The organism is Zeaxanthinibacter enoshimensis (genome assembly GCF_004362865.1).
Taxonomy (GTDB): Bacteria; Bacteroidota; Bacteroidia; order Flavobacteriales; family Flavobacteriaceae; genus Zeaxanthinibacter; species Zeaxanthinibacter enoshimensis.
In genome coordinates this window covers 338,364-355,254 of sequence record NZ_SNYI01000002.1, presented here as the reverse complement: position 1 = coordinate 355,254, position 16,891 = coordinate 338,364, and the positions used below count along the sequence as shown (strand labels likewise).

19 protein-coding genes are annotated in these 16,891 nt (G+C 45.8%); 8 read left to right on the top strand and 11 right to left on the bottom strand.

Features of this window, described 5'->3' with window-relative positions:
• The first annotated feature begins 160 nt into the window (after positions 1 to 160).
• The 4 genes from CLV82_RS07750 to CLV82_RS07735 are packed head-to-tail and all read left to right on the top strand — an operon-like array spanning position 161 to position 3,844.
• The gene (locus tag CLV82_RS07750; RefSeq protein WP_133643750.1) at positions 161 to 1,060 is read left to right on the top strand and encodes a MerR family transcriptional regulator; all 900 of its coding nucleotides are present in this window, start codon (positions 161 to 163) and stop codon (positions 1,058 to 1,060) included.
• 24 nt (positions 1,061 to 1,084) lie between these two features.
• Positions 1,085 to 2,542 (top strand): phytoene desaturase family protein, encoded by a 1,458-nt coding sequence (locus CLV82_RS07745; RefSeq protein ID WP_133643749.1) that lies wholly within the window; start codon positions 1,085 to 1,087, stop codon positions 2,540 to 2,542.
• Positions 2,543 to 2,553: 11 nt separating this feature from the next.
• A complete protein-coding gene (locus CLV82_RS07740) occupies positions 2,554 to 3,393 on the top strand; it encodes a phytoene/squalene synthase family protein (RefSeq protein WP_133643748.1) in 840 nt (279 codons plus the stop codon).
• 1 nt (position 3,394) lies between these two features.
• Positions 3,395 to 3,844, top strand: a complete 450-nt coding sequence (locus tag CLV82_RS07735; protein WP_133643747.1) for a sterol desaturase family protein — start codon at positions 3,395 to 3,397, stop codon at positions 3,842 to 3,844.
• A gap of 6 nt (positions 3,845 to 3,850) precedes the next feature.
• Here CLV82_RS07735 and CLV82_RS07730 read toward each other — a convergent pair whose 3' ends face one another.
• The 5 genes from CLV82_RS07730 to CLV82_RS07710 all read right to left on the bottom strand — a co-directional run bounded on the left by CLV82_RS07730 (position 3,851) and on the right by CLV82_RS07710 (position 10,277).
• Positions 3,851 to 4,411, bottom strand: coding sequence for a TlpA family protein disulfide reductase (locus CLV82_RS07730; protein WP_133643746.1), 561 nt, complete (start codon positions 4,409 to 4,411; stop codon positions 3,851 to 3,853).
• A gap of 71 nt (positions 4,412 to 4,482) precedes the next feature.
• Complete coding sequence (locus CLV82_RS07725; RefSeq protein WP_133643745.1) at positions 4,483 to 6,750, bottom strand: aconitate hydratase; 2,268 nt, start codon at positions 6,748 to 6,750, stop codon at positions 4,483 to 4,485.
• Positions 6,751 to 6,991: 241 nt separating this feature from the next.
• Positions 6,992 to 7,945: an AAA family ATPase gene (locus CLV82_RS07720; RefSeq protein WP_133643744.1), complete on the bottom strand. Its 954-nt coding sequence runs from the start codon at positions 7,943 to 7,945 to the stop codon at positions 6,992 to 6,994.
• A 3-nt stretch (positions 7,946 to 7,948) separates the two neighbouring features.
• Positions 7,949 to 9,400 carry a peptidylprolyl isomerase gene (locus tag CLV82_RS07715; RefSeq protein ID WP_133643743.1) on the bottom strand — a complete coding sequence of 484 codons (1,452 nt, stop codon included), beginning with the start codon at positions 9,398 to 9,400 and terminating at the stop codon, positions 7,949 to 7,951.
• Entirely contained in the window at positions 9,384 to 10,277 is an 894-nt protein-coding gene (locus CLV82_RS07710; protein WP_133643742.1) for a peptidyl-prolyl cis-trans isomerase, read from the bottom strand. Before CLV82_RS07710 ends, CLV82_RS07715 begins: the two co-directional genes overlap by 17 nt.
• A 114-nt stretch (positions 10,278 to 10,391) precedes the next feature.
• Between CLV82_RS07710 and CLV82_RS07705 the strand changes: the two genes are divergently transcribed.
• The 4 genes from CLV82_RS07705 to CLV82_RS07690 are packed head-to-tail and all read left to right on the top strand — an operon-like array spanning position 10,392 to position 12,768.
• Positions 10,392 to 10,847, top strand: a complete 456-nt coding sequence (locus CLV82_RS07705) for an SRPBCC family protein (protein ID WP_133643741.1) — start codon at positions 10,392 to 10,394, stop codon at positions 10,845 to 10,847.
• A gap of 14 nt (positions 10,848 to 10,861) precedes the next feature.
• Positions 10,862 to 11,101 carry a hypothetical protein gene (locus CLV82_RS07700; RefSeq protein ID WP_133643740.1) on the top strand — a complete coding sequence of 80 codons (240 nt, stop codon included), beginning with the start codon at positions 10,862 to 10,864 and terminating at the stop codon, positions 11,099 to 11,101.
• Positions 11,102 to 12,250, top strand: coding sequence for a serine hydrolase (locus CLV82_RS07695; protein WP_133643739.1), 1,149 nt, complete (start codon positions 11,102 to 11,104; stop codon positions 12,248 to 12,250).
• Positions 12,251 to 12,252: 2 nt separating this feature from the next.
• The gene (locus CLV82_RS07690) at positions 12,253 to 12,768 is read left to right on the top strand and encodes an SRPBCC family protein (RefSeq protein WP_133643738.1); all 516 of its coding nucleotides are present in this window, start codon (positions 12,253 to 12,255) and stop codon (positions 12,766 to 12,768) included.
• A gap of 75 nt (positions 12,769 to 12,843) precedes the next feature.
• Here CLV82_RS07690 and rimO read toward each other — a convergent pair whose 3' ends face one another.
• From rimO to rpmB, 6 genes are all read right to left on the bottom strand, one after another.
• The gene (gene rimO, locus CLV82_RS07685) at positions 12,844 to 14,166 is read right to left on the bottom strand and encodes a 30S ribosomal protein S12 methylthiotransferase RimO (protein ID WP_133643737.1); all 1,323 of its coding nucleotides are present in this window, start codon (positions 14,164 to 14,166) and stop codon (positions 12,844 to 12,846) included.
• Positions 14,167 to 14,297: 131 nt separating this feature from the next.
• Entirely contained in the window at positions 14,298 to 15,149 is an 852-nt protein-coding gene (locus CLV82_RS07680) for a DUF2911 domain-containing protein (protein WP_243744169.1), read from the bottom strand.
• Complete coding sequence (ftsY, locus tag CLV82_RS07675; RefSeq protein WP_133643736.1) at positions 15,146 to 16,108, bottom strand: signal recognition particle-docking protein FtsY; 963 nt, start codon at positions 16,106 to 16,108, stop codon at positions 15,146 to 15,148. The genes CLV82_RS07680 and ftsY overlap by 4 nt, the downstream gene beginning before the upstream one ends.
• A 180-nt stretch (positions 16,109 to 16,288) precedes the next feature.
• A complete protein-coding gene (locus tag CLV82_RS07670) occupies positions 16,289 to 16,441 on the bottom strand; it encodes a DUF4295 domain-containing protein (RefSeq protein WP_133643735.1) in 153 nt (50 codons plus the stop codon).
• 6 nt (positions 16,442 to 16,447) lie between these two features.
• The gene (gene rpmG, locus CLV82_RS07665) at positions 16,448 to 16,630 is read right to left on the bottom strand and encodes a 50S ribosomal protein L33 (RefSeq protein WP_133643734.1); all 183 of its coding nucleotides are present in this window, start codon (positions 16,628 to 16,630) and stop codon (positions 16,448 to 16,450) included.
• Positions 16,631 to 16,651: 21 nt separating this feature from the next.
• A complete protein-coding gene (gene rpmB, locus CLV82_RS07660) occupies positions 16,652 to 16,888 on the bottom strand; it encodes a 50S ribosomal protein L28 (RefSeq protein ID WP_133643733.1) in 237 nt (78 codons plus the stop codon).
• Positions 16,889 to 16,891 lie beyond the last annotated feature (3 nt).

The window sequence follows — 16,891 nt, the reverse complement described above, 5'->3', positions numbered from 1 at the left end:
GCTCTAAATATATTTATTATATCTTGGTTTAACTTCTCAGATTTTGTCAAATAGCCATCAATTCTGCATTTACGCAGGATTCTTAATTAAACTTTAACGCTTTTGCAATATGAAGAAAAGTATTAAAATTGTAGATTTGTTTAAGCTTTACAAATAAATAATGAACAACGTTAAAAAGATTTTCAGCATCAGGGACCTAGAAAACCTTTCAGGAATCAAAGCCCACACCATACGTATTTGGGAAAAAAGATACGAGCTGCTGAGCCCGGAGAGGACCAGTACTAATATTCGTACATACAGTTTAGAGAGCCTGCAGAAACTCTTAAACATTACCCTGCTTTACAACAACGGCTGGAAAATCTCCAAGATCGCTGAAATACCTGAAGATGAGCTGCCTTTAAAGGTAAGGGAACTGGTCGCCCATAAGAGTGTGAAGAGCCATGCTATGAATGCTTTCAAACTTTCTATGGTCAATTTTGATCCAGACCTCTTCAATAAAACATACAATAGCCTTAAAAGTGATAAATCGTTCCGGGAAATATTCTGGGAGATATTTATACCCTTCCTCGAGGAACTGGGATTGCTTTGGCAGGCCAATGGTATCAACCCATCCCACGAGCATTTTATCACCCACCTGATCAAACAGAAGATCGTTGCCAATACGGATAAGATGGATCATGTAAGTCCATCCCGCAAAGACAAAGTCTTCGTTCTCTTTCTGCCTGAGAATGAAATCCATGATATTGGCCTGTTATACCTGAATTATGAACTGTTACTAAGAGGATACCAGACCATTTTCCTTGGCGCCACTATGCCATTGGAATTTATGACAGACCTGGAAAAGAACTTTTCCAATTTACATTTCCTCTCCTATTTTACGGTAGTACCCACACAGGAAAAGCTACATGATTACATAGGGGATTTCACCCAAAAAATCAACAAGAACAAGGAAAGTAATTTATGGATACTGGGTCAAAAGACTAAATATCTTACAAAGGATAAGCTGCCGGAAAGTGTGCGGGCATTTGAATCCATACAAGAACTCCTTGAAGCTGTATAACTCCATCGTCCCCAAAGCCCCTGCGTGAAAAAGAAAATAATTGTCATAGGATCCGGATTCTCTTCGCTTTCTGCCGCCTGCTATCTCGCTAAAGAAGGCCACCAGGTCCATATATATGAAAAAAATCCTACCGTCGGTGGCAGGGCCCGGCAATTGCAGAAAGATGGTTTCACCTTTGATATGGGTCCCAGCTGGTACTGGATGCCGGATATTTTTGAAAGATTCTTTGGCGATTTTGGAAAATCTGTGTCCGATTATTACCAGCTAGACAAATTAAATCCGGCCTACAAAGTATTTTTCCAGGATGAGGCCATTACCATTGGTAACTCTCTTGAATTGATCGGTGAGGAATTTGAGCGCATAGAACCGGGGAGCTCAATCTCCTTGCGTAAATTCATGGAGAGTGCCCGTAAAAATTATGATATAGCCATCAACCAAATGGTGTATAAACCCGGTCTTTCTCCCCTGGAACTGGTAACTAAGGATACCATCTTACACGTAGACCAGTTCTTTAAAACGATCAGTACCCTGGTTCGGAAACAATTCAAAAATCCAAAACTGGTGGCCACCCTGGAATTCCCGGTTTTGTTTCTCGGCGCAAAGCCCAGTAAGACCCCGGCATTTTACAACTTTATGAACTATGCGGATTTTGGACTGGGTACGTGGCACCCCAAGGGAGGAATGTACAGGATCGTGGAAGGGATGAGAGATCTGGCCCTGGAGCTGGGCGTAAAGATCAACACCAATGCTCCCGTGGAAGAGATCATTGTGAACAACAGATCTGCTGAGGCGATCAAGGTCAAAGGGGAAACTATCACCGCAGACCAGGTATTGAGCGGAGCAGACTACCATCATTCGGAAAGTCTTATTCCCGGTAAATCCCGGCAATACTCGGAAGCGTATTGGGAAAAGAGGACCTTTGCCCCCTCGTCCCTCTTGTTCTATGTTGGGTTTGATCGGAAGTTAGAGAATGTCCGGCATCATAACCTTTTCTTTGACACCCCTTTTGAGAAGCACGCCGAAGAAATTTACGATAATCCACAATGGCCCTCGGAACCGCTGTTTTACGCCAACTTTCCTTCGGTTACCGATGCAGAAATGGCGCCAGAAGGTAAAGAGACCGGGTTTTTCCTCGTGCCTATTGCCCCGGGGTTAAAAGACACCCCGGAATTAAGAGATAAATATTTTGACATTATTATAGAGCGCTTTGAAGAAAAAACTGCTCAGAAAGTAAGGGAAGATGTCTTGTTCAGGGAATCTTTCTGTGTAAATGATTTTAAATCAGAATACAATGCTTACAAGGGAAATGCTTATGGAATGGCCAATACCCTTACCCAAACCGCCTTTCTCCGGCCGCGTTTGCGTAGTAATCTGGTGAAAAATCTGTATTTTACTGGACAACTGACTGTACCGGGGCCCGGAGTACCACCAGCCCTGATTTCCGGAAAACTGGTTTCCGAACTAATGACAAAGACAACTTAACAGCCAACAAGATGAAATCAATTTTTGATGCTGTATCTTTTAAATGCAGCAAGGTGGTAACCGAATCCTACAGTACATCCTTTACGATGGCCACCAGGATGTTGGCACCCTCTATCCGGAGTCATATCTATAATATTTACGGATTTGTGCGCTTTGCCGACGAGATCGTGGATTCTTTTCACGATTATAACAAAGAAGCCTTACTGGATCGTTTTGAAGCTGAATTAGAATATTCGCTAAATAACAGGATAAGCCTGAACCCTATTCTGAATTCATTCCAGCACACTTACCACGCCTATGGAATTCCCAAAGAATTTGTCACTTCCTTTATGGATAGTATGCGGATGGATCTCAATAAAAAAGTATACCGTTCAGAAGAGGAATTCAGGAATTACATTTACGGTTCTGCAGATGTGGTAGGACTGATGTGCCTGAATGTATTCGTTAAAGGAGATGTGGAACGATTCCAGGAATTACGTTCTTCGGCAATGGCCCTTGGTTCGGCTTTCCAGAAAGTCAATTTCCTGAGAGACCTTAAAGCGGATTACGAGCACCTGAACCGCTCCTATTTCCCGAATACTAATCTGCTGGAAATGGACGAAGAATCCAAGGCTGTCATTGTAGAAGATATCCGCGCCGATTTTAAGAAAGGGTACGAGGGAATCATCCGCTTGCCGAACGATGCTAAATTTGGAGTCTATACAGCATACCGATATTACATAAAACTCCTGGAAAAATTACAGCGGACCCCTTCGCTGGAAATAAAGAACACGCGTATCCGGGTTGCCAATTACCAGAAGGTAGGCCTGTTGGCCCGGTCATACGTCAATTATAAACTCAACCTGGTATAAAATGAATATATTTTATTGGATCCTGATTTTCCTGGCAACCTTTTGTTTTATGGAATTCATGGCCTGGTTCACCCACAAGTATGTTATGCATGGCTTCCTGTGGCATCTCCACGCAGATCACCACAGAAAGGACCACGATTCCTGGTTTGAGCGGAACGACGCTTTCTTCATATTTTACGCAGTCGTCAGCATGACCTTCTTTTACCTGGCGCACAGTACATCATTCTGGTACGGCTGGCCGATCGGGTTTGGGATCATGGCTTATGGCGCTACCTATTTCCTGGTGCATGATATTTTTATCCACCAGCGCTTTAAAATGTTCAGGAATGCTGATAACTGGTACGCCAGGGGTATCAGGCGGGCGCATAAGATCCATCACAAGCACCTGGGGAAAGACAAAGGTGAATGCTTCGGTATGCTCTTTGTACCTTTTAAGTATTTCCGGAAATAATACTTCTTACTCGCTGATAAGGGTATCAAGAAGTGTGTAGACTTTTTTATTGCTCCAGTCTGCAATCCCCTCCTTGGCCACCGCGATCTCGCCTTTCTTGCTAAGAATGTAGGTTCTTGGGGGATCTCCGTCCGGAAATGGATTATCCTCCCCGATGATCAGGTAAGTCACGGGAAAGGTAAAATCATGTTCTTCCATAAAAGCTTCAACAGGTTCCCGTTCCTCATCGGTGATAATGTAGAAGTCGACCTTCCCTTTATACCTGTCATAAACTTCCTGGATACTCTGTAATTCAGCCAGGCTGGGGAGTCTCCAGGATGCCCAAAAATTCACGAATACCACTTTCCCTTTAGATCTCTCAAAACTGAATTGATTCCATTCCGCATCTTTCAGGGTCCAGTCATAATCCACTATCCTTGCGCGCTCCTCTACGGGCGTAATACCGGGACTAAAGGAAAAGATCTTATTGAGTAACACTTTGCCTTCATACCCCAGTGGGGTTACAAAAAAAGCGAGCACCAGGAGTATCAGTAAAATATTCAGGTAGGTCTTCTTGCGTTTATTCATAGTTGAGCTGAATACAATCAAAAAACTCCCGAAATAATTCAGGAGTTTTTGAAGTTTATTAATTGTTCTTATTAAGCCGCATTCTCCTTCTTGATCACGTTCAGCGCAGAGCCCTCACGGAACCAATTTATCTGTGGTGCGTTATAAGAATGGTTTGCCTTGATCGTATCCTTTGATCCATCTGCATGAACTACCTCTATGGTAAGAGGTTTGTCCTCGGAGAATGAATCAATATCGATAAAGTTGAAAGTATCGTCCTCCTGGATCAGGTCATAATCGGCTTCATTAGCAAATGTAAGTGCAAGCATTCCCTGTTTTTTCAGGTTAGTTTCATGGATCCTTGCAAATGATTTTACCAATACCGCGGCAACCCCAAGGTGCCTTGGCTGCATGGCCGCATGCTCCCTGGAAGATCCTTCTCCGTAGTTATGGTCTCCCACTACTATGGTCTTAATTCCTTTAGCCTTGTACTGACGCTGTGCATCCGGCACACCTTCGTATTCCCCTGTCAATTGGTTCTTGACAAAATTGGTCTTCTTATTAAAGGCATTTACTGCTCCGATCAGCGTGTTATTGGCGATGTTATCCAGGTGACCCCTGTAACGTAACCATGGCCCTGCCATAGAAATATGATCAGTAGTACATTTACCGAAAGCTTTGATCAACAACTTCATCCCTTGGAGACTTTCATTGGTGATGGGCTCAAAAGGCTCTAAGATCTGCAGCCGCTCTGAATCCTTGCTCACTTTAACCTCGACAGAACTACCGTCTTCTTTAGGCGGTACATAGCCTGACTCTTCTACTTCAAAACCTTCCGGTGGAAGTTCTATCCCCCTCGGTTCATCTAATTTTACTTCCTGCCCGTCCTCGTTGATCAGGGTGTCATTCATAGGGTCAAAATCGAGTCGACCAGAAAGTGCAATAGCGGCTACCATTTCCGGTGAGCCTACAAAGGCATGTGTATTTGGGTTTCCATCAGCCCTTTTTGAAAAGTTCCGGTTAAAAGAATGTACAATGGTATTCTTCTCGTCTCCTTTCAGGTCACTTCTGTCCCACTGTCCTATACATGGCCCACAGGCATTGGTAAATATTGTAGCCCCCAGGTCTTCAAAGGTCTGCAGCAGTCCATCCCGTTGTGCGGTAAAACGGATCTGCTCTGAGCCCGGGTTGATCCCGAAATCTGATTTCGGCTTAATTTTCTTGTCAACAGCCTGTTTGGCAATAGAAGCTGCCCTTGTAAGATCCTCGTAAGAAGAATTGGTACATGAACCAATCAGTCCCCAATCCACATCGATCGGCCACCCATGTTCCCTGGCTTTTGCTCCCAGCTCTCCGACGGGAGTAGCTAAGTCCGGGGTAAAAGGTCCGTTCAGGTGAGGCCTTAACTCGCTCAGGTTGATCTCGATTATCTGGTCAAAATACTTTTCGGGCTCGGCATAGGCCTCTGGATCTGCAGTGAGATATTCTCTCACCTCGTTTGCTGCATCGGCAACGTCGCTGCGATCCGTGGCACGCAGGTAACGCTCCATAGAATCATCATATCCAAATGTGGAAGTGGTAGCTCCTATTTCTGCTCCCATGTTACAGATGGTTCCTTTACCGGTACAGGAAAGGTTTTTAGCACCTTCTCCAAAATATTCCACGATACAACCGGTTCCACCCTTAACGGTCAGGATACCAGCTACTTTTAAGATAACATCCTTGGCCGAGGTCCATCCGGAAATTTTCCCGGTAAGTTTTACCCCGATCAGTTTTGGAAATTTAAGTTCCCATGGCATACCGGCCATAACGTCTACCGCGTCTGCTCCTCCTACACCAATAGCGACCATTCCTAGTCCACCGGCGTTCACAGTGTGCGAATCAGTACCTATCATCATACCACCCGGGAATGCATAGTTCTCCAGTACAACCTGGTGGATAATCCCTGCGCCCGGTCTCCAGAATCCTAAACCGTATTTATTAGATACGGATTCCAGGAAATCAAAAACTTCTTTACTACTGGTATTCGCCCTGCTGAGATCCTGTGCCGCGCCACTCTTGGCCTGGATCAGGTGATCACAATGCGTAGTAGTAGGAACAGCAACTTTAGGCTTGCCGGCCTGCATAAATTGTAACAGCGCCATCTGGGCTGTGGCATCTTGTAAAGCGATACGGTCCGGGGCAAAATCCACATAGTCTTTCCCTCTACGGAATTGCTTCGTTGGATTCCCATCCCATAAGTGGGAATATAAAATTTTCTCGGACAAGGTAAGCGGCCTACCAACAATCTCGCGTGCTTTATCAACACGTTCAGCGATGGTGGAGTACACTCCTTTAATCATATCAATATCAAATGCCATTCTGTTTAATTATTAAGTGTTAACCAATCCGTCAAAGATAACAAAATTCACAGGGCTTCAGAAAATTTTTAGGTCCTCCGGCCCGCCGAATTTACGGCCTCACAATATAAGACCATCATTTTATAAAATTTAAGAAATTTTGAGGGAAAAACAATGAAATGATCAGCCGTATCGGAATTGGGTTGAGAATTCTCATTTCCGCGGCCCACTGGCAGGACTAAAAAGCCAGGTTTTTTTGTTCTTACAGTAGCTTTCCGATAATATCCTCTTCGGAAATACCTTCTGCCTCCGCTTTGTAATTCTTAAGAACACGGTGCCTTAGTATACCCATGGAAACAGCCTTCACGTCCTCGATATCCGGGGAATATTTACCGTGAATGGCGGCATGGGCTTTGGCTCCTAAGACCAGGTTCTGGGAAGCCCTGGGCCCTGCACCCCAGTCGACATACTGGTTGACGTAGTCCGAGGTGGATTCCAGCCCGGGTCTGGTCGAGTTCACAAGGTTTACCGCGTAGGAAACTACATTCTCAGGTACGGGAACCCGCCTGATGAGTTGTTGGACGTCGATCAGCGATTGCGCATCGAATAATGGCTGAACATCAGGGGTGGCATCTCCGGTTGTGCGTTGCACTACAGCGATCTCTTCCTCTACACTGGGATATTTTAATTCAATTGCGAACATGAAGCGGTCTAACTGTGCCTCGGGTAAGGGGTAGGTTCCCTCCTGTTCTATCGGGTTCTGGGTAGCCAGTACAAAATAAGGCAGGGGTAACTGGTGGCGAACTCCGGTAATGGTCACTGCCCTTTCCTGCATAGCCTCCAGCAGGGCGGCCTGGGTCTTGGGGGGAGTCCTGTTGATCTCATCAGCCAGGACAATATTAGCAAAGACCGGGCCTTCTATGAATTTAAAAGCTCTTTCCTTGTCCAGCACTTCACTGCCCAGGATATCACTGGGCATAAGGTCCGGGGTAAATTGTATCCGTTTAAAATCCAGCCCCAGGGCACTTGCAACTGTATGCACCATCAGGGTCTTAGCCAGCCCAGGCACGCCGATCAGGAGTGAATGCCCGCCGGTATAAATAGACAACAGGATCTGTTCTATCACCTGCTCCTGCCCTATGATCACCTTCCCGATCTCATCGCGCAGTGCTCTATGCTTTTCTACAAGTCTCTGGATACCTTCAACGTCTGACATACCCTAATCTTTTACCCAATTGTTCTGGAATTCACAATCACGGTTTTCAGCGTTCACACTAATGTAGGTATCCTCGATGTGTGTATCCATCCATTTACGGATGGCTTTAAATTGTTTTTCCCTCAGGGCCAGTTCCTGGATCTTAAGGTAATCCTTCGCAAAATCTGCCTCGTGCTCGTCGTAGCGATTGGTCACTTTAAGGATCTTGTATTTCGGAGGACCTCCCCTTGGATCAGTTTCCAGGATAGGGTTAGATATCTCGTTGTCCTTCAGGTCCCTTACCTGGTTGTACAGGGTAGGGTCCATCTTGGTGAGTTCAAAACGTGAGTCAAAATTGGTAGGGTTCCTCAGCAGACCCCCGTCAAATTTAGTTTCTTTCTCATCTGAAAAGTTAAGTGCCGCTTCCGCAAAGGTATACTTGCCTTCCAGTATATGCTGGCGGATAGTATCCAGTTCCTGCTTGGCTGCATCGATCGCTTTCTGAGGTATTTCGGGTTGTATCAGGATGTGCCGCAGGTCCAGTTCCTGGCCGCGTATCTTCTCTATGTAGATAATGTGAAAACCGAAAACGGTTTCAAATGGCTCAGATATCTCCCCTTCCCGAAGGCTGAATGCAACGTCCTTGAATTCTTTGACAAAAGGAGTCTGCCGGGTCATGCTGTAAAATCCACCTTTGGACTTGGAACCGGGATCCTGGGAATAAAGTATAGCCTTTACACTGAAACTGGCGTCATTATCCTCGACATCAGCTTTGATCTCGTTCAGTTTATCGATCACCTTTTGTTTTTCTTCCTCCGGGATCTCGGGTTCTTTCACGATCTGCGCAATCTCTAGCTCGGCACCGAATACAGGCTTTTCATCCTCGGGAATCCGGTTAAAGAACTGCCTTACCTCTTCCGGGGTCACCTGTATTTCCCCGATGATCTTCTGCTGCATTTTTTCTGACAGCATGCGGAGTTTATTGATGTTGAAAAGTTCCTCCCGGAAGCTCTCAACATCTTCCTTGTTGTAAAATTCCAGCACTTTCTCCATAGATCCTACCTGGCTCACGAGCTGTTGGATCTGCCTGTCCCCGGTTGCATTTACTTCGTCGTCAGAAACCAATATACTATCCTGTACAGCCTGGTGAGCATAGAGGCGGTCTTCCATTAATTTACCCAACAGGCTGCAGTGGGTAATATCTTTGGTTGAAGCACCCTGGTTCTCCAGGTCTATCAGTGTTTTTGCAACATCCGAATCCAGGATTACGTAATCCCCGACCACTGCTGCAATCCCGTCTAATTTTACCTTTTCTTTCTTTTTCAGGCTGTCTTTATATACGGCCCGGTCAGTTTCGAGCACAGGCTCCGGGGGTTCGATCTGGGTATCGCCCACCTGGTCTCTTTGCTGGGCAGAAAGCATGCCACCCAATGTAAAAAACAAGGCAATTAACAGGGTACTATTTCTTGCGTTCATAAACTTCAAATTCTTTTTCTTTTGTCGCTTCATCAATTATTTCTGTTTCAAGGCGCCGCAGGTAATCCAGTTTTCTCCGGTTCAGGAGTACGTGCCTGATCGTAGGTTTAATATATGAGAGCGGGGCTATCTCGTTCAGGGGAAGGATATCAAGAACCTTGCCCAAATATACCCCTGTAGAATCCTCCAGCTGAAAAAATTGTGATTTATTTAAGTACCTGGACTCGTTTTCAGCATTAATCGGGGGGATTTCCTGGATCACCCTGGAAACAGGAACCCAGAGGGAATCGTTAAAATTAAGCTTCTTGAACTGCACGCCTACCGAATCCAGGAAACGATGGTCCTGCTCGTTAAATCGTTGTATCCTCGCTGTAACTTCATCCAGGTTCAGAAATTGACGTGGTAATTCAGCGTAACGTAGTTTCACCAGCTTTTCCTTTAACCGGAAATTATCTTTCTCATTTTCATAGAAACGCTCCAGTTGTTCCTGGGTCACAGTGGTATCTCCTTTTTGATCTACCAGGACTTCTTTGTATGCCCGGGTATAAAGATCTGTGCGGTAATTGGAGACCAGCAGGTCAAATTTCTCCAGCTCCTCCTCGGTAAGGTTGATCCGCGCCTTGGATAGGAGTAACTGTTTGGTCGCCCAGTCCCTGATGTAATTAGAAACATAGGAAGCACTGTCCGCCGGACTCATATCATCGCTGAGCAGGGTCTGAAGGTCATCGTAATACAGGTAATTATCACCCACCCTGGCAAGCGGTTCTTTTTCCGGATCTTCCCGCCAGAGGCCCTCACAAGAAACCAGGACCAGTGAAAATATCAAGAGGCCCGTGAAGGAAAAGGATCGACCTACTAATTTCTTTATGAAAAGCATTGGGCAAAAATAAGAATTAGCAGCAGGTAGGCAAGTAATCCAAATACTGATTAACACTTTTTTAGAGACGGGTAACCGCTATTTTCTTATTTTAGATAAGATTCAATCAACGGCATGAAATATACCACCGAAATCGTAATAGATCTCCCGCGAGAAGAAGTGATCCGAAAACTGGACAACGCAGAAAATATGAAGCATTGGCAGAAAGGCCTGGTTTCTTATAAAGTTCTTTCCGGGGAGCCGGGCATGGAAGGGAGTAAAATGGAAATGCATTATAAAATGGGGAAAAGAGAACTGGTCCTCATTGAAACAATACTGACCAGGGATTTTCCGGAGGCATTTCATGCCACTTATGACACCAAAGGAGTACATAACCTGCAAAAGAATTTCTTCGAAGAGACAGGAGAAAACCAGACCCGCTGGATTTCAGCAACTAAATTCGAATTCTCCGGTTTTTTTATGAAGATGATGGCATTCCTGATGCCGGGTGCATTTAAAAAACAATCTTTGCAGTATATGAAAGACTTTAAAGCATTCGCAGAGGAAGGTCGGTCAGTGCAGGAAAGTTAATAAACCCCCACCCTATGGAACAACAAATTAAACTGATCTGGGATTTCCGGGGACCGGATGCGTTCCCCATTGCACGGCATCATCATGAACACCTAAAGGAATACATGGTCAATGAAGGACTGTCGTCCCAGATTGCCGGGCATAAACAGCTCAGTCCCGAACACAGCATAGCTTTCATGGTAGTTCCTTCAGCTAAGATGCCCGTTGTCCGTGACGCCTTAAAGCCCCACAGGGGTGAATTATACGAACCATAAATGGGAATCATTAGAGTAACAGTTTTCCTGGTACTGATCTTAACGGGGCTGCAGGGGTGTAAACCGGAAGTAAAACCTGTCCCGGACCCCCTGTTCCATATTCTTTCGTCTGAAGACCCGGATATCACCAGGGTGATGAAAGAACCTGAAAAATTCGAGGTTCAGGTAATCTATACCCGCATTAAGCGGTCCGATGAACAGGTCGTCTTTGAAGATCACTATTTCAGGGAAGCAGCAGACGATTATTTTTACCCTGCCAGTACGGTAAAACTACCCATAGCAGTTCTTGCACTGGAGAAACTTAACGAGATAGATTCCCTTGACCGAAACACCCGGTTTTACATTGAAGGAGATACCCTGGAGACAACCTTCGCCAATGACATCACCGCCATTTTCGCCCTGAGTGATAATGCAGCCAGTAACCGCCTGCTAGAATTCCTGGGACAGGATGATATCAATCGCAGGTTATTGGCTAAAGAGGCAGGACCTGTACGGATCTCACACCGACTGGGTGATCCGTCAGAGCGCCTTACCACCAGACCTTTGATCCTGTACCTCAACGACAGTACCCTGACACCCAGCCGGGCAATCAACAACAAGCCGGCCCTGGCTTTAAACCTTAAAGGCATTGAGAAAGGTGTTGGGTACGTCAAAGGTGATTCTCTCTACCACTCCCCTTTCAGTTTTGCCCTGAAGAACTACTACCCGCTCAGGACACAACACGAAATTTTAAAACGTCTCGTCTTCCCGGACCAGTTTCCCAAGGACCAGCAGTTTTCCATCACAAAGGAACAAAGGCATTTCTTACTGCAGTCCATGAAAACCCTCCCCCGGGAAGCGGGCTATGACCCCGGTGAGTTTCATGATTCTTACGGGAAATTCTTTATCTACGGTGACAGCAAGAAGCCTGTTCCCGGCAATATCGAGATCTATAACAAGGTGGGATATGCCTACGGGACCCTGACCGATGTGGCGTACATCAGGGATAAGGAGAATAAGATCGAGTTCCTGCTGAGCGCCACCCTCCATGTGAATGAAAACGGGATCTATAACGATGATGAATACGAATACGAAGAAACAGGAATACCCTTCCTGGCAGCCCTGGGTCGGGGCGTTTACCAATTTGAACAGCAACAGCAAAAGAAGTGATCATGGAAAGCGGACTATCATTTGACAGATTTGTGAAAAAGATCTATCTCAACGCCCCTTTGGAGCGTATATATTACTGCTGGGCCACCGAAGCTGGAATTACATCCTGGTTCCTGCGATCAGCACAGTACACGAGCAAAGAGGGGCATAAAAGAGATGCTTCAGAACTTGTTGAAGAAGGAGACGTATACCGGTGGCAATGGCACAACTGGGAGGGCGAGGAAAAGGGAAGTATCCTGGGAGCTAATGGTAAGGATAACCTGGAACTCACTTTTTCGAACAGCAAGATCTCCCTGCGTCTGGCTGAAAAGAAAGGGGTGGTATTACTGACCCTGGAGCAATACGATATCCCGACAGATGAAAGCAGCAAAATGAATATCTACAACGGGTGCAGTAACGGCTGGACCTTCTGGCTGGCCAATCTTAAAGCTTACCTGGAACATGGCATACTGCTGAACGAAACGTCTTTTGATCTCACTAACGATCCCCTGGCAGGGCATGTTTTCGTGAATATATAGAGACCATTTAATACATTTGATCCCAAATAGCACGAGGCTCATTGCTCTCTGGACTACGCCGGATCAAACTTTAGTTTAAGCAGTAGCTTCAGGGATGGTGACGGGACTTCCGTAAAGATCAAAATCAGCGGCTTCATCGATGGTAATATCTACAAATTCCCCGATCTTCAGGTAGTGTTGGGTTGCGTCTACCAGGACCTCGTTATCCACGTCGGGTGAATCAAACTGTGTTCTCCCTACAAAGTAATTTCCTTCTTTGCGATCTATGATACACCGGAAAGTCTCCCCAACGGTTTGCTGATTAAGCTCCCATGAGATCTGGGACTGTATTTCCATGATCTCGTTAGCCCGCTCCTGCTTCACCTCATCAGGAACGTCATCCTGCAGCTGGTAGGCATGCGTATTTTCTTCATGGCTGTAAGTAAAACAACCCAGTCGTTCAAACCGCATATCTTTCACCCACTGTTTCAGGGTATTAAAATCTTCCTGGGTCTCCCCGGGGTATCCGACTATCAGGGTGGTCCGAATCGCCATCTCGGGCATGGCTTCACGCATCTCGCGCAACAGCCTGGTTGTCTTTTCCTGAGTGGTTCCTCTTCGCATACTTTTAAGGATTGGGTCAGATATATGCTGTAGGGGGATATCCAGGTATTTACAGATCTTAGGCTCGTTCTTCATCACCTCCAGGACGTCCATAGGGAAGCCTGTAGGGAAGGCATAATGCAGCCTGATCCATTCTATCCCCTCAACCTTAACAAGGGCTCTGAGCAGCTCTGCCAACGCCCTCTTTTTGTACAGGTCTAATCCATAATAGGTCAGGTCCTGGGCGATAAGGATCAGCTCCTTAACCCCCTGTGCAGCCAGAGATGTAGCCTCGGTGACCAGGTCTTCTATCGGGGTACTGCGGTGTTTACCGCGCATCAGCGGTATGGCACAGAAAGAGCAGGGCCGGTCACAACCTTCTGCAATTTTCAGGTATGCGTAATTCTTGGGTGTGGTCAGCAATCGCTCCCCGATCAACTCGTGTTTGTAATCAGCTCCAAGGGCTTTTAACAGGTGAGGAAGATCACGGGTACCGAAATACTCATCCACATCAGGTATTTCTTTTTGAAGGTCGGGCTTATACCGCTCGCTGAGGCATCCGGTAACAAAAACCTTGTCTACCAATCCCTCTTCCTTCTTTCGTACATACTCCAGGATGGTGTTGACACTCTCCTCTTTGGCATTATCAATGAACCCACAGGTATTAACCACCACGATATTTCCCTCCTGCTCGTGGGCAACATCCTTTTTATTGGCTCGCAATTGCCCCATTAATACCTCGGAATCGTAAACGTTCTTGGAACAGCCGAGGGTGACAATATTGATCTTATTCTTTTTGAGAGTCTTAGTGCGCATAACTTTGTAAATGGGGTGCAAAAATACAACTTGGAATTGGAAACGCCTTGTTTTTAAGAAGAAATGCTTAAGCCGTTAATTCGCTGGTTAAGTGCGGTTTAGGAAGACCCCGCAATTCCAGGACATTCAGTTCAGTCCTGCAACTTTTTCCAGGCTTCAATATTCGCCCGGTTCATCCGCACAAACTCATCCTTTCCCTCTGCCGCTGCCAGTTTCATGGAGCGTTGGGCAGAAGCTATTGCCGGACCGTAATCTCCACGGGCTGCCTGTACTAACGATTTAACCCGGTGAAAATAATAGGTATCTCCTCCGAGGACAATCGCCCGCTCCAGGTACTGTAACGCGGTCTCATAATCAGTTTGCTGCTCCTGTAAATACCGTGCAGCTTCATAATAGGTCTGGGCAGTGGGATTCCCGGAAATGGCCGAATCTATCTGTCTGAGCATCCGGTCATGAGTGTTAGTAACAATGGGAATCCTAACCCTGCTATACTCCCACTCAAGAAGCATTTGCAGGTCATTGTGTGATATCTTATCAAAAGTGATGAGGAAGTTTTCCTGCAGTTCAGGAAGTTTTTCAACCGGGAGCGTTACACGGAAGAGATCTTCTTCCGAATTATAGGCATCCCTCCCGTCACCCCAGTGGGTAATATTCTTATGAAAAACGATCTCCCATACTTTTTCGCCCGGGAATGCGTATAAGGCGTAGGTACCAGCAGGAACAATACTTCCCAGGACTTCCAGTTCCGAATCACAGGTGAACTTAGTCGATTCATTGGCCCCTACCCTCCAGATACGATCATAGGGTACCAGGTTCCCAAAAATTTTTCGACCATTTACGGCAGGCCGGGAATAAGTGACTGTTATCGTTGAAAGACCAAAATGCTGTTTACTGACGGCAAGCGGACTCGCCTTGGGGTGTTCCAGCTGTGATATCCCCATAGAAGAGTATAACAGGAACGCTATGAGCATTACAGCTCTCACGATTCCAGTTTAAAGAAAGAATCGACGAATTCGTATTTATTAAAGACCTGCAGGTCTTCTATGCCTTCACCCACACCAATATACTTCACCGGGATCCGGAACTGATCCGAGATACCGATCACCACGCCTCCTTTAGCCGTTCCGTCCAGCTTGGTCACTGCAAGGGAAGTAACATCCGTGGCTTTTGTAAATTGTTTTGCCTGTTCAAAAGCATTCTGCCCTGTAGAGCCATCCAGTACAAGCAGCACTTCGTGGGGCGCATCGCCGACCACTTTTTGCATTACCCTTTTAACCTTTCCAAGCTCGTTCATCAGGTTCACCTTATTGTGAAGTCGGCCGGCTGTATCGATCAACACTACATCCGCACCCTGGGATACCGCGGCACTAAGCGTGTCAAAAGCAACAGAAGCCGGGTCACTTCCCATTTTCTGCTTGATCAGGGGAACTGATACACGATCTGCCCAGATCTGCAGCTGATCTATAGCAGCTGCCCGGAATGTATCGGCAGCGCCCAGTACCACTTTCATTCCCTGGTTCTTGAATTGGTGCGCCAGTTTCCCGATGGTTGTTGTTTTTCCAACGCCGTTGACCCCGACTACCATGATCACGTAAGGCTTTTTATCTGCAGCGAGACTGAAATCTGTTGCTTCCCCGCTTTGAGTTTCTGACAGAAGCGCTCCTATCTCCTCCCGGAGGATAGCATTGAGTTCATCTGTACCCATATATTTATCCCGGGCGACCCTTTCCTCAATCCTGTCGATAATTTTAAGCGTGGTAGATACCCCGACATCAGAACTGACCAGCACTTCCTCCAGGTTATCAAGAACTTCATCATCAACTTTAGATTTTCCTGCAACTGCTTTGCTGAGTTTAGAAAAGAAAGTGGTCTTGGACTTTTCTAACCCCTTATCAAGGGTTTCTTTCTTTTCCGAAGAAAATATCTTTTTAAACAGGCTCATATGCTTCTAAATAAGGTAAAATCAAAGATATAAAAGTAATGGGAAAGCCGGGTGAGAATTGAAAACTAGTTATGTGCCAAAAGCGCACTAAGATTTATTTAAAGCTCGTCCCGGTCCACAACAGGGCATAAAAAAGCCGCTTCTTTCAAAGCGGCTCTGTATTTTATATTTGACGACCTGTTATTTACTAGCTAACCATTCGTTAACCGCCTCAGGTGCCATTACAGATTCTACAAAAGTATAAGCCCCTGTCTTAGGAGACTTTACCATCTTGATAGCTTTGGTAAGTCTTTTGGAGCTTGTTTGTAAGGATGCTACTGTCTTCTTTGCCATGGCTTATTATTTTATCTCTTTATGGACTGTCATTTTCTTCAGGATCGGGTTGAACTTTTTAAGTTCCATTCGATCCGGAGTATTCTTCTTATTCTTCGTGGTGATGTAACGGGAAGTCCCTGGCATACCCGAATTCTTGTGTTCGGTACACTCTAATATCACTTGTACTCTGTTGCCTTTCTTTGCCATTGGATGCTAAATTTTATCGAATTACTTAATCAACCCTTGCTGACGGGCCTCTTTCAAGACCGCAGAAATTCCTTTTTTGTTGATTGCCTTGAGCGCCCTGGCGGAAACCTTAAGCGTGATCCAACGATCCTCTTCTGGGATATAAAAACGCTTCTTAGAAAGGTTTACATCAAATCTTCTCCTGGTCTTGTTGATGGAAAAAGATACATTATTTCCAAACATCGCTCTCTTTCCTGTAAGTTCACAGACTTTTGACATGGC